General features: G+C 70.4%; 9 protein-coding genes. 8 read left to right on the top strand and 1 reads right to left on the bottom strand.

Annotation, left to right across the window (positions count from 1 at the left end):
• Nucleotides 1–123: 123 nt before the first annotated feature.
• Nucleotides 124–4056 carry a type VII secretion protein EccCa gene (eccCa, locus tag ACFWP5_RS27720; protein ID WP_384162061.1) on the bottom strand — a complete coding sequence of 1311 codons (3933 nt, stop codon included), beginning with the start codon at nucleotides 4054–4056 and terminating at the stop codon, nucleotides 124–126.
• Between the two features lie 328 nt (nucleotides 4057–4384).
• On the opposite strand from eccCa, the gene eccD reads away from it, so the two are divergent.
• From eccD to ACFWP5_RS27680, 8 genes are all read left to right on the top strand, one after another.
• Entirely contained in the window at nucleotides 4385–5785 is a 1401-nt protein-coding gene (eccD, locus tag ACFWP5_RS27715) for a type VII secretion integral membrane protein EccD (protein WP_384162058.1), read from the top strand.
• 54 nt (nucleotides 5786–5839) lie between these two features.
• The gene (gene eccB, locus ACFWP5_RS27710) at nucleotides 5840–7465 is read left to right on the top strand and encodes a type VII secretion protein EccB (protein ID WP_384162055.1); all 1626 of its coding nucleotides are present in this window, start codon (nucleotides 5840–5842) and stop codon (nucleotides 7463–7465) included.
• A 221-nt stretch (nucleotides 7466–7686) separates the two neighbouring features.
• The gene (locus ACFWP5_RS27705; protein WP_384162053.1) at nucleotides 7687–8025 is read left to right on the top strand and encodes a hypothetical protein; all 339 of its coding nucleotides are present in this window, start codon (nucleotides 7687–7689) and stop codon (nucleotides 8023–8025) included.
• 68 nt (nucleotides 8026–8093) lie between these two features.
• Complete coding sequence (locus ACFWP5_RS27700) at nucleotides 8094–8417, top strand: WXG100 family type VII secretion target (protein ID WP_384162050.1); 324 nt, start codon at nucleotides 8094–8096, stop codon at nucleotides 8415–8417.
• Nucleotides 8418–8534: 117 nt separating this feature from the next.
• Entirely contained in the window at nucleotides 8535–8987 is a 453-nt protein-coding gene (locus tag ACFWP5_RS27695) for a type VII secretion system-associated protein (protein WP_384162047.1), read from the top strand.
• 100 nt (nucleotides 8988–9087) lie between these two features.
• Nucleotides 9088–12033, top strand: a complete 2946-nt coding sequence (locus ACFWP5_RS27690; protein WP_384162044.1) for an AAWKG family protein — start codon at nucleotides 9088–9090, stop codon at nucleotides 12031–12033.
• Nucleotides 12030–12479, top strand: a complete 450-nt coding sequence (locus ACFWP5_RS27685; RefSeq protein WP_384162041.1) for a YbaB/EbfC family nucleoid-associated protein — start codon at nucleotides 12030–12032, stop codon at nucleotides 12477–12479. The genes ACFWP5_RS27690 and ACFWP5_RS27685 overlap by 4 nt, the downstream gene beginning before the upstream one ends.
• Nucleotides 12480–12486: 7 nt before the next feature.
• Entirely contained in the window at nucleotides 12487–12852 is a 366-nt protein-coding gene (locus tag ACFWP5_RS27680) for a hypothetical protein (RefSeq protein WP_384162038.1), read from the top strand.
• Nucleotides 12853–12855 lie beyond the last annotated feature (3 nt).

Here is a 12855-nt window from a genome sequence, read left to right as displayed (position 1 = left end):
CGGTGGGCCCCGGTGCCCAGGGTACCTCGGAGAACTGACGGCGGGGGACCTCGCACAGTGTTAACCGGATCGGCGCCGGGCGACGTACTGTCGCCCGGGGCCGTTCCGTTCGGCGTCGGCGCCTTACTCCTCGGCTCCCGCCGCCAGTGCCGTCTGGATGAGGGACGGCTTGCGGCGGACGATGTGGAGCGCTCGGCCCGGGGGGAGGACGCGGGGTTTGACGTTGCCGAAGACGTAGCCCTCGGACGGGGAGCAGGACATCAGGATGCCCGGGGTGTTGACCTCGTCCATGCGGCGCAGGAGCTGGTCGTTCAGGCCGCGACCCGCGCCCGTGGCCGAGCGGGCGACGACCACGTGGAGGCCCAACTCGTGGCCCAGGGCGAGGTGTTCGAAGAGCGGGGCGAAGGGGTGGTCCATGACCGTGCCGCCGCCGACCATGTCGTAGTCGTCGACGAGGACGAACAGACGGGGGCCCGTCCACCAGTCGGCCTGCCGCATGCGGGCCGGGGTGATCTCCTGGCCGGGCACGCGGGTGCGCAGAGCCTTCGCGGAGCCGCCGACCAGTTGCTTGAGGGCTTCCAGGGCGACCGCGTGGCCGAGGCGGTACTCCTCGGGGACCGCGTCGACCAGGCCGCGGCGGTAGTCGACGACGAGGATGCGGGCCTCGGCGGGGGTGTAGCGGGCGACGACGGAGTCCGCGACCAGCCGCAGGAGGTTGGTCTTGCCGCTCTCCGTGTCGCCGACGGCGACCAGGTGCGGGGTGCGGGAGAAGTCGTGCCAGACGGTGCCGAGGGTCTCCTCGTCCTGGCCGAGCGCGATCTTGAGGCTGAGTCCGTCGCCGAGTTCGGGCTCGGACAGGTCGGCCGCGGGCAGCCGGTGCGGCAGCATCCGGACCTGCGGGGCGCGCGGCCCGTGCCAGGCCGAGGCGATCCGGTCGACCAGGTCCGCGACGCCCTCGCTGAGCGTCTCCGGGTCGGTGGAACCGTCGCCCCGGGGCAGCGCGGACAGGAAGTGCAGCTTGGTCTCGACGGTGAGACCCCGGCCCGGGATCTGGGGCACGGCGCTCGCCTTGCGGATGTCCACGACCGAGTCCATCGTGTCGCCGAGCCGGAGTTCGAGCCGGGTCGCGGACTGGTCGCGGACCGGAGCGGTGAGTTCCAGCCAGCGGGCGGTCGCGACGATCAGGTGGATGCCGTAGTTGAGGCCGCTGGTCGCGATCTGGTTGAACGTGGGGATGAACTGGTCGAAGGTCTGCCGGACCGCCGACCAGCCGTCGATCACCAGGAAGACATCGCCGTGCGGTTCGTCGGGGAACTCTCCGGCCGCCCGGCGGCGCCGGTAGGTGGACATCGAGTCGATGCCGTTGTCGAGGAAGAACTGCTCGCGCTGGGTGAGGACGGCGGTGACCTCGGCGACCGTACGGCTGATCCGCTCGGTGTCGAGGCGGGCCGCGACCCCGCCGACGTGCGGCAGCCCGGTGAGCTGGGAGAGCGTGCCGCCGCCGAAGTCGAGGCAGTAGAACTGTACTTCGCGCGGGGTGTGGGTGAGCGCGAGCGCCATGATGAGGCTGCGCAGCACCGTCGACTTGCCGCTCTGCGAACCGCCCGCGACGGCGACATGGCCGCCGGCCCCGGCGAGGTCCACCACGAGCGGGTCACGGCGCTGGTCGAACGGCTTGTCGACCAGACCGACCGGAACCCGCAGCTTCCCGGCGCCCGTCCAGCGGGACGCGGTCAGACCGCGGTCCGGGTCCTCGCCGAGACCGCCGAGCAGCACGTCGAGCGGGGACGCGGTGTCCAGCGGCGGCAGCCACACCCGGTGCGCGGGCGGCCCGGAGTCACGCAGCCGGTCCAGCGCCACCGCCAGCAGGCTCTCGGCGGTCTCCTCCGCCTCGGGCTCCGGCACGATCGCGGCCGGCGCGGGAGCGCGCGGCACGATGTACCCGGTCGACCAGGGCACCACCTGGGTGGCGACCCGGGCCTGCGCGACGGCACCGCCGCGCCTGCGGTAGGGCCCCGAGACATAGGCGGCGCGGAACCGGGTGAGGGCCTCGATACCGGACTTGAGGTAGCCGCTGCCGGGCTGCGAGGGCAGTTCGTACGCGTCGGGGACACCGAGGACACCCCGCGACTCCATCGCGGAGAACGTGCGCAGACCGATCCGGTACGACAGGTGCGACTCCAACTGGTGCATACGGCCCTCGTCGAGGCGCTGCGAGGCGAGCAGCAGATGCACGCCCAGGGACCGGCCGAGGCGGCCGATCATCACGAACAGCTCCATGAACTCCCGGTGCGAGGCGAGGAGTTCGCTGAACTCGTCGACGACCACGAACAGGCTGGGCAGCGGGGCGAGATCGGTTCCGCCGGCCCGTGCCTTCTCGTACTCCAGCGCAGACGTGTAGTTGCCCGCGGACCGGAGCAGCTCCTGGCGGCGGATCAGTTCACCGTGCAGCGCGTCCTGCATGCGCTCCACCAGGGCGGCCTCGTCGGCGAGGTTGGTGATGACGGCGGAGGTGTGCGGGAGTTCGTCCAGACCGAGGAAGGTCGCGCCGCCCTTGAAGTCCACGAGGACGAAGTTGAGGGTCTCGGAGGAGTTGGTGAGCGCGAGACCGAGGACGAGGGTACGCAGCAGTTCGGACTTGCCGGAGCCGGTGGCGCCGATCAGCATGCCGTGCGGCCCCATGCCGCCCTGCGCGGACTCCTTGATGTCCAGCTCCACGGGCCGGCCGTCCGCACCGACCGCGACCGGGACGCGCAGCCGGCCGGAGCCGGTGTGCCGCCGCCACAGCGTGTCGGGGTCGAGCCGGTGCAGGTCGGCGATGCCGAGCAGCGTGGTCAACTCCGTGTCGTTCGAGAGCGGTTCGACCGCGTCCGAGGTGAGACTCATCCGGTACGGCGCGATCAGCCGGGCCAGCGCCTCGGCGGCGACCGGACCGACCCGGTCGGGGCGGCCCAGGACGGTGGCCTGTTCCTTGCGGCTGCGGTCGGTGCGGACCAGGGAGACCGCGTCCGGGGCGACGTCGAGACGCAGGGTGGTGCGGCCGGGCCGCCAGGTGAGGCTGTCGGAGAGGTCGAGGACGACGGCGTTGCGGTAACCGGGCCCGTCGAAGCGGTGTCCCGCCGGGATGCCCGCGCCGTCCACCACGACCACCACCAGCGGCTCGTCACGGCCGGGCACGGCGTCGGGGTCGAACGCGGGCCGCTCGGAGAACTCGCTGCCGAGCTGGTCCTCCAGATCGGTGAAGGCGGAGGCCACCATGCGCAACGGACCGGCGCCGTCGGTCTCCTGGGGGTGCTGGTTGTGCGGCAGCCACTTCACCCACTCCCACTCGGCGCGCACCTCGTCACCGGCGCAGACCGCGATCCACAGCTCCTCCGGCGGGTGGAACAGGGCCAGTTGGGACAGCGCGGCGCGCAGCATCCCGCGGGCGGCGTCGTGGTCGCCGTGCACCAACACCCGTGACCAGGACCGCAGATACAGCGCGATGGGCTGGCCGGGAACGGTGCTGTAGGCGCGGATGAAGCGGCGCAGGGCGTGCGCGCACAGCGGCTCCAGGTCCTCGACCGGCTTGCTGGAGACCGGAGTCAGCCGCATCGCGAGCTGCTGGTCGCCGACCGCTATCCGCACCTCGCCGAAGTCGTCGTCCTTGACCCGGCGCTCCCACAGCCGCGTGGTGCGGACCATGGTGCGCAGGGCCTTGGGCTCGGGATGCCGCCAGGCGAGGGCGAGCTGCTGCTCGACCACGGCACGCTGCACGGTACGGCGGCTCTGCGCCAAGTAGCGCAGATAGTCACGGCGTTCGCCGCGCAGCCGCTGCTTGCGGTCGCCGGCCTTGCGCATGACCTGACCGATCATCATCGCGCCGGCGGCCATCACCATCATGCCGAGCGCGATGTACATGAAGACACCGCTGGACTGCCCGCCCGACCGCAGGAACAGCATCATCATCGAGACCGACATCATCGCCATCGGCAGATACGTCCACACCGCGGACGTGTCCGGGACGGTCTCCATGAGGGTCGGCGGCTCCTGGAGGACCAACTCGCCGGCGGGCATGTCGGGTCCGCGACGGCGGGCCGGACGACGGAACAGGACCACGCTCAACGCTTGGGGCTCCTAACGGACTTCGCGCACCGCGGCGGTACGTGGGGGGCGTGCACCGGATCAGGCCTCGGCACGGGCACGGTGGAGGACGCTGTCAACACCGTTGGTGGGGACTCCCGTTGACACGAGTCGTAGGGAGTGTCAGTAGTGTGCACCCCGTCAACTCTGTACGTCCATGTCACCCCCTGCTTCACCGGCACGCTGTTTCCCTTAGTTCCCCCCACCCCGCACGCCGCGCCGCGTGCCCCCGTTTCGATGTCCAGGAGACGTGAGCCCCGGTATGACCGACACTTCCGTGACCGGCCTGTGCCATCTGACCGTGCGCGCCCCGGCCCGCACCATCGACCTCGCCGTGCCGTCCGACGTGCCCGTCGCCGACCTGCTGCCCACCGTGCTGCGGTACGCGGGGGAGGAGGCCGAGGAGACCGGTCTCGAACACGACGGCTGGGTACTCCAGCGCCTCGGCGGCCGGCCGCTCGACGACGAGGCGACCCTCGCCTCGCTCGGGCTGACCGACGGCGAGGCGCTCCATCTCCGCCCGCGCACCGAGGCGTTGCCCGAGGTACGGCTGGACGATCTGGTCGACGGCATCGCCGCGGTCACCCGGGACCGGCTGCACGGCTGGAGCCCCGAGGCGGCCCGGCGACTGCTGCGCGGCCTGGTCGCGGCCGCGGTACTGGCCGGGCTGGTCCTGCTGGCCCTGCCGGGCGCTCCGGCGTCGCTGCGCGCGGCCACCGCCGTAGGCGCCGGTCTGCTGCTCCTGGCCGGCGCCGCCTCGGCGAGCCGGGCGGTCGACGACCCGATGACCGGCACGGTCCTCGGCCTGCTCGCCTCCCCGGCACTCGCGCTCGCGGGCTGGCTGGTGCCGGGCGGTGAGCTGAGCGGTCCACAGGCCCACCAGGTGCTGGGGGCACGTCTGTTGGGGGCGGCGGCGGCCTGGGCGGGCGGCGCGGTCCTCGCCCTCGCGGCCTCCGCGGCCCGCACCCCGCTGTTCCTGGCGTCGGCGCTGGTGGCGCTCGCGACAGCGGTGGGCGGCGCCCTGATGACGGTGTTCGACGTACGCGTGGCGGGCGCGGCCGGTGTGGTCGCCGCGCTCACGGTGCTGCTCGGCGGTCTGGTGCCCGCGCTGTCGTTCAAGTTCGCGGGGATGCGCATGCCCGCCCTGCCCACCAACGCGGAACAGCTGCAGGAGGGCATCGACCCCTACCGGGGCAACGACGTGGCCGTGCGCACCGAGCTGGCCGGCGAGTGGATGACCGCGCTCTACGGCGCGACGGGCGTGCTCTCGTCGGCCTGCCTGGTGGCGCTGGCCCGCCGCCCGAGCCTCCCGGCGCTGCTGGTCGCGCTGGTCCTGTCGCTGCTGCTGCTCCTGCACGGCCGGGGTCTGGTGAACACCGCGCAGCGGCTGGTGCTGGTGCTGCCGGGCGCGTGGGGTCTGCTGCTGCTGGCGTTCGGCTGGGGGCTGCGGCTGTCCGGCTCCGGGCGGACGCTGCTGGTCGTGGGCCTGCTCGCGGTGGCGGCGGCGCTCACGGTCGCGGTGTGGACCGTACCGGGACGGCGCCTGGTCCCGTACTGGGGGCGCGCGGCGGAGATCCTGCACTCCCTCCTGGCGATCGCACTTTTGCCGCTGACCCTGTGGCTGCTGGGCGTCTTCGGCACCCTCCGCGGCATTTTCGGCTGACCGCCCGCGAGGGCCGACCCGACCAGAACCTGAACGACCGAGCAGGAGGAAAGCGTGCGGTCGAAGCGCGACCAGGTGCAAGCGCACACGTTCATGATGGGCCGCCTGACCTCGGGCATGCTGCTGGCCGACCCGGACGCACCGGAGAGCCCACTGGGCCGTACCAGCCGGGGCGCACTGGTCGGCCTGATCGTCGCCGTGCTGTTCAGCGCGGGAGCGCTGGTGTTCGGGCTGCTCAGGCCCGGCGGCAACGACGCCTGGCGGAGCAGCGACACCTTGATCGTCAACAAGGACACCGGCGCCCGCTACCTGTACGCCGACGGCAGGCTGCGCCCGGTGCGCAACTACGCGTCGGCCGTGCTGATCGGCGGCGCCGACCTGAAGACCACGTCGGTCGGCTCGAAGTCGCTCGCGGGCACCCCGGTCGGCAGGCCGGTCGGGATCACCGGCGCCCCCGACTCCGTGCCGGGCACCGGCGATCTGGAGTCCTCGCCGTGGGAGGTCTGCTCGACGGGCTCCGGCCTCCGGACGACCCTCGTACCGGGCGCCCCGGTGGAGACGGACCCGGTCGGCGTGAAGTCGGCGCTGGTGGTGAAGGGCCCCGACAAACACATGTACCTGGTGTGGCAGGGCAGCCGCCTTGAGCTGGACGAGGACTCGGGCGCCGCGGAGTCCCTCGGCTACGCGCCTGTGACACCCCGCCCGGTGTCGGCCGCCTTCCTGGACGCCCTGGTGACCGGCCCCGAGCTGGCCACCCCGAAGGTCGACGGCCGCGGCACGACCGGGCCCGAGCTCGGCGGCCGGGCCACCCGGATCGGGCAGGTGTTCCGCGTGGTGGCGGGCTCCGGCAACCAGGAGTACCTCCTGCAGAAGGACGGCCTGCACCCGGTGACGGACACCCAGTCGGCGCTGCTGCTCGGCGATCCGGGCACCCGCAAGGAGGCCTACGACGGAGGGGCGCCGAACGTCGCCACCATCGACGTCTCCGACCTGCGGGCCCATCAGGCACCGGGGTCGGCCGGCACGGACCCGTCGGTCGCCGGGCTCCCGGACACTCCGCCGAGCGCGCTGGCGCCGGCGGCGGGGGAGTCGGTGTGCGCCCAGGTCGACCCGGCCGACGGGCAGGTGCGGGTGACCTCGGTACAGGTCGCGGAGACCGCGCTGTCCCCGGCGGCACAGGCGGACCCGACGGCGCTGACCGCGGCCTGCGTGACGGTGGACCAGATCGTGACGCGGCCCGGACACGGCACGCTGGTACGGGCGTTGGGGGCGGCCGGTGAGACCGTCGGCGACACCACGTTCCTGGTCGGCGACGACGGTGTGAAGTACCGCATCCCGGACGCCAACGCGCTCGCCGCCCTCGGCTACGGCGGGGCGACACCGGTACGGGTGCCGTCCACGCTGCTGTCGATGCTGCCGACCGGGCCCGAACTCAGCGCCCGGGCGGCGTCGTCGGACTCGGGCTCGGTGGGCGGAGCCGCGGGCGGCGCGGCGGCGCAGTGCGGCACGGGAGACGGCGTCGGCGGACGGTCCGGGATCGAGGCTGGCCTGCCCGCGGTCGCCGGGCAGGTCCCGGCGGGCGGTTCCGGTTCCGCCGCCGTACCGCCGTCGGGCTCGAACGCGAACCCCGACTCGAAGGCGGACCCGGCCGTGAACTCGGCCTCGGGAGCGGCGAGCTGACGCATTCACGCCGATGGAGATCGTGTTCACGCCAAACCGGGTTCGCCCCAGAACCGCCGTCCGCGGAAGCGCGTGTTCCGGTCAAGTTGCCTACCGGTAAAAGCCTTTGAATGGAACCGGTCGGCAACCTCAGATCTTCCTCAGTTCGTTGTCAGCGCAACTTCCGTCAATCTAGGCTCAGTTGCACTCGTACCTTAGATCGACTTACGAAAGGTGGGACGATGGCAGGAGACGGCCAGCAGTCAAGCGAAGGTTCGACCCGGAACGGAATCCAGGCCCTGGAGAGCGCCTTCAGCGGCATCGTGAAGATCCGTCAGGACGTCGACGGCACCCGTTCCACTCTGGGCAGCGGCTACCAGGGCAGCGACGGCGGTCAGTACGGCCAGCTGCTCACCCAGTGGGACGACCAGTGCAACGTCATCCTCAAGAACCTCGAGGACGTCATCGACCGGCTGAACCAGAGCCTCGTGGAACACAACAAGACCCAGGGTTCCTCGAACGACTCCATCAACCAGGCGTACAACGCGGCGCAGTCGGCCTTCGACCAGCTGGCCGGCTGACCGACGCCCCGCTTCCCCGTGACCTCGCGGTCACGTCCGATCCCCACATCGCGTAAGAGAGGCAAGCTGTGGCAGACAACCTGACCGACGGTGTCATCTACGTCAGCTACAACCACATGTCGAACGCCGCGGACGACATGGTGGCGCAGACCAAGGCGATCGCCCAGACGCTGTCCAGCCTTGAGCAGGAACTCGGCGAGCTGTCCAAGACCTGGTACGGCAACGACGCCGACACCTACCGCCAGAAGCAGGCGGCCTGGGACGGCGCGGTGCAGAACATGGAGACGCTGCTCACCTCGCACTCGCAGCTCCTCAACGAGATCTCGGACGGCTACAAGTACAGCGAGAACTCGCTCAGTCAGATGTGGTCCGAGGTCACCATCGGCCGCTGAGCCGGCCGGCCCCACCGCACCGACCGGTCTCCTCGTGGTCGGTGCGGTCCAGGCTCCTTCCCGTTCCGTCGCCGCGCCGTACGCCAGGGTCGGCGCGTTCCGCCCGCGGAGGCACCCATGGCAGATCTGACCCACCTCGACTCGACCGCGCTGAAGAACTTCAAGAACAACGACGTCGCCGACTTCATCAGTGATCTGGTGGCCATCCGCAAGGACAACGCAGGCGTCCGGTCCCTGAAGAACCTGATCGCGGAGACCGGTGCCGGCTCGGCCGCGGGCCTCGCCAAGATTCTGCGGATCGGCCTGATGAACGGCGGCGACAGCAAGGACCCGGTCGGCGGGTCCACGCTCGTGACGGCGCTCAAGGACCAGGCGACCGCGCTGGACAAGATCCTCACGAACCAGAAGACGCTCTTCGACGACATCGACGACGCGCTGGACGAGACGATCACCACCCTGCTGAAGACACAGGGCGACAGCCTCGACTCGATCGACGGCGAGAAGCTGCTGGACATCTTCGACACCGTCGACGGCGACATGAGCGGCGGCAGCGACTCCGGCAACTCCTGAGGCAGGTGCGCGGCCCGCAGGCTCCCGCTGAGCCGCGGGCCCCGCACCCCGCTCTCCCTCCGTCCTCGCCCCCACCTCCCCAGCAGCGGAGTTCCGCCCCATGGCCGACAGCACTCCTTCCCCCGGGACCGCCAACTACGACCCGGACGACTACTTCGCCCAGGCCGTCACCGACTTCACCGGCTACACGATCCCGACCCGGTCGAGCCTGTTCACCAAGCTCAGCAGCTCGAACAGCGACGACTTCGCCGACCTCAAGCTGTTCCGGATGGACATCCAGGGCATCGACATGCGGTCGGTGACCGAGGCCGACTACTCGGCGATCGGCGGCTGGCAGGTCAACAAGGGCGAGGACTACGACCTGGCCTTCTACGACGCCGGCGGGGACGGCGCGCACGACAGCGTGAGCATGAAGAAGGCCCGGATCGTGATGATCGGCGTCACCGTCGACGAGAACGGCCGCGCCACGCTCTGGGGCGGCGGCGAGGTCACCGGCGGCGGCGAGTTCGAGGGCTCGTACTCGCACGTCCAGTGGGACTCGGGGCCGATGGCCCAGTACATCTCGGGCAGCAAGCTGGTCCTCGACCACCTGCTGGCGTCGCCGTACACGACGCAGGGCTTCGAGTACAGCGGACTGTCGGTCATCGACGACAACGCCGTCGACATGCTCTCCTTCGAGAACACCGGGCAGTCCTTCGACCGGGTGGTGCAGTTCTTCAAGGACCACTCGGACATCGTGAACCAGTGGATGACCTCGCTCGGCGAGGACCAGGCGGCCTGGAAGGGAAAGGCGGCCAGCCTCTTCTGGCATCTCCTGGACGAGCTGAAGACCAACTACGACGGCTACGTCTCGCAGTTGGGCGGCAGCGACTACACGGCGACCAACAGCACGCTCGGCGGCTACGTCCCGAAGTCGAAGCTGAGCGACGCGCTGGCCGCCGCGCAACTGGCCCTGAAGGACGCGGTCACCGCGCTGCAGGCCGCGTGGAACGACTGGGCCTCGGACGGCCAGCACGACCCGCACTACCACGTGAAGAAGATCCTCGACGAGATCAGTCAGTGGGTCATCAACAACAACATCAACCACGTGCTGTCGTCGACGCAGTCCACGTACAGCGAGTACGGAGGCGGCGACTACACCTCCTACTCCACCGACGCCAACTTCAAGCAGAGCGTCCCCGAGTACGGCGACCTCACCCAGCACACCACCTGGTCGAAGGTCGCCGACGCCGCCGTCAAGAGCTGGTCGGACCACGCGGACTCCAAGCTCAAGCAGCCGTCCATCGACGCGCTCAGCGCCGTGAAGAACGCCTGGGCCGACGTGCAGGACGCCTTCGACAACGAGATCACGAACAAGAACAACGAGACACTCTCCGAGGTCCTCCAGAAGGAGGAGAACGAGATCGCCGAGGACGAGGCGAAGAAGAACAACGACAAGCTCAACGACAACCTCAACAACCTCGGCGACAACCTCAACAACCTCGACGACAACTTCAACAATCTCAACGACAACCTGAACGACAACCTCAACAACCTCGGGGACAACCTCAACAACCTCAACGACGGCCTGAACGACAACCTGAACAACATCGGTGACGGCCTCAACAACCTCGGCACGAACCTCAACACCAACCTGAACGACAGCCTCAACAACATTGGTGACGGCCTGAATTCGAGCCTCAACAACCTGAACGACGATCTCGGCAACAGCCTGAACAACGTCGGCAGCGGGCTCGACGACCTCAACAGCAACAGCCTGCTGAACAACGACGGTTCGAACGGCAACGACCTGAGCAACCTCGCCAACACCGCGCTGAACACCCTCGGCCCGTCGCTCCTGAACAACGGCAACGACCCCACCAAGAGCGGCTCGACCGCGCTCAACTCCCCGACCGGGGGCAGCACCCAGCTCAACGGCGACGGCAGCCTCACCACGACGTTCCCGGACGGCTCCACCCAGACCATCGACCCGTCGACCGGCCTCGTCACCACCACCAACCCGGACGGCACCACCTCGGTCTCGCAGCTCAACCCGGGCAGCACCATCACCAACCCGGACGGCTCGACCACCACGCTGAACGACGACGGCACCCTCACCACCAAGTTCCCGGACGGCACGAGCCAGACCCTCAACCCGGACACCGGCCAGGTCACCACCACGAACCCGGACGGCACCGTCAGCACGTCGACGCTCAACCCGACCGACGGCTCCTTCACCACCCCGGACGGCTCGACGGCCCAGCTGAACGACAACGGCACGCTGACCACGAAGTTCCCGGACGGCTCCACCGAGACGCTCAACCCGGACACCGGCCAGGTCACCGACACCGACCCCTCGGGCCACACGACCACCACCGACATCGACGGCACCGGCCTCCCCTCGTCCTCGATCGACACCAGCGGGCTCAACACCAGCGGTCTCGACACGAGTGGCCTCGACACGAGCGGGCTGAACAACGGCAACAGCCTCGACACGAGCGGCCTGAACACGACCGGCCTCAACAGCGGTGGCCTCAGCAGCGGTGGGCTCAACACGTCCGGCGGCGGCCTGGATTCGGGCCTCGACGGCGGCTACGACGACTACGACAGCACCCCCTACACCGGCGGCGCGCTGCGCTCCGACGCCCTCGACACCGCCGCTCTCGACGCGTCCACCTCGGCACAGGCGTCGAGCGGCACCCCGCTCAACCCGATGGGGATGGGCGGCATGGGAGGCATGGGCGGCGGCGGTATGGGCGGTGGCGGCGGCGGTGGCCAGGGCGGCCCCAGCGAGCGCACCCGGGCCGTCCTCACCGACCCGTCCAACAGCGCCACCCGGCGCGGCCGGGGCAACCGGGCCGCGTCCGTCGACGAGGACGAGGACGTCGTGTACACCCGGCCCACCACGTCCAGCGCCCCGTACCCGGTGGGCGGCGCGCCCGGTGGCGCCGGCCAGGACGGCCGCTCCACGGAGAGCGGCGACCGCACCCGCGAGGCGTGGCTCACCGAGGACGAGGACGTCTGGGGCACGGACGAGGGCGGTTCGCCGGCGGTGATCGGCCGATGAGCAGCGAGTCGATCGAGCAGCGGCTGGCCAAGGCGGTGGCCGAACTGGAGGCCACCGAGGCCGCGGTGGCGCGCGCGGAGGGCGAACTCGCCCACGCGGAGAGCACGGTGCGCTCGGCGGACCGCGCGGTCGAGGTGACCGTCACCGCGCAGGGAGACCTGCGCGCGCTGACCTTCCTGGACGACAAGTACCGCACGATGCCCGCGGGCCAGCTCGCCGCGAGCGTGCTGGAGGCGGTGCAGGAGGCACGGGCGCGGATGGCCCGGCACGTCATGGCCACCTTCGAACCCTTCACCAAGGCCAACCCCGAGGCACCCGAGATCACCGGCTTCGACGTGGACTGGAACAAGATCTTCGGGCCCGGTGTCCTGGAGGGCCCCAAGGGCGGCCGACGGCGCGGGGCCGGCCGGCTCCGCGACGAGATCAGCGAAGACCCGGAGGACTGAGAAGACGATGTCGTCGAACGCCTACTCCGCAAGCCCGCCCGCGCTCGTCGCCGGCACCCGGCAGATCGAGCAGATCAGCCGGCTGGCCAATGAGATGATCAACGAGTTCATCACGGACGTGTCGTCCACCTCCGGCTGGCCCGGACACGACGACAGCTACGCCAAGCAGATGCTGCCGCAGGAGAAGGAACAACGGGAGGGCTCCATCAAGACCGGCTCGTCCCTGTCCGAGGCGATCGTCAGCGTCGGCGACGGCACCCTCACCAACCTGAAGAGCGTGCTGGGCACCCAGAGCGGCGCACTCGACGCCATCCACGACTCGAACATCAACACGGGCGACACCGACGGTGGTTCGCACGGCGGAAAGCACTGACGC

This window comes from Streptomyces sp. NPDC058469 (assembly GCF_042721125.1).
GTDB lineage: Bacteria > Actinomycetota > Actinomycetes > Streptomycetales > Streptomycetaceae > Streptomyces.
Note: the sequence above shows the minus strand (reverse complement) of the source record. Positions and strands in the feature narration are given on the sequence as shown.

Bases quoted from the DNA above. Each gene is read 5' to 3' on its own strand.
- ACFWP5_RS27690 (WP_384162044.1), top strand. From the start codon at position 9,088: ATGGCCGACAGCACTCCTTCCCCCGGGACCGCCAACTACGACCCGGAC.
- ACFWP5_RS27680 (WP_384162038.1), top strand. From the start codon at position 12,487: ATGTCGTCGAACGCCTACTCCGCAAGCCCGCCCGCGCTCGTCGCCGGC.
- ACFWP5_RS27685 (WP_384162041.1), top strand. From the start codon at position 12,030: ATGAGCAGCGAGTCGATCGAGCAGCGGCTGGCCAAGGCGGTGGCCGAA.
- ACFWP5_RS27705 (WP_384162053.1), top strand. From the start codon at position 7,687: ATGGCAGGAGACGGCCAGCAGTCAAGCGAAGGTTCGACCCGGAACGGA.
- ACFWP5_RS27695 (WP_384162047.1), top strand. From the start codon at position 8,535: ATGGCAGATCTGACCCACCTCGACTCGACCGCGCTGAAGAACTTCAAG.
- eccCa (WP_384162061.1), bottom strand. From the start codon at position 4,056: ATGCCCGCCGGCGAGTTGGTCCTCCAGGAGCCGCCGACCCTCATGGAG.
- eccD (WP_384162058.1), top strand. From the start codon at position 4,385: ATGACCGACACTTCCGTGACCGGCCTGTGCCATCTGACCGTGCGCGCC.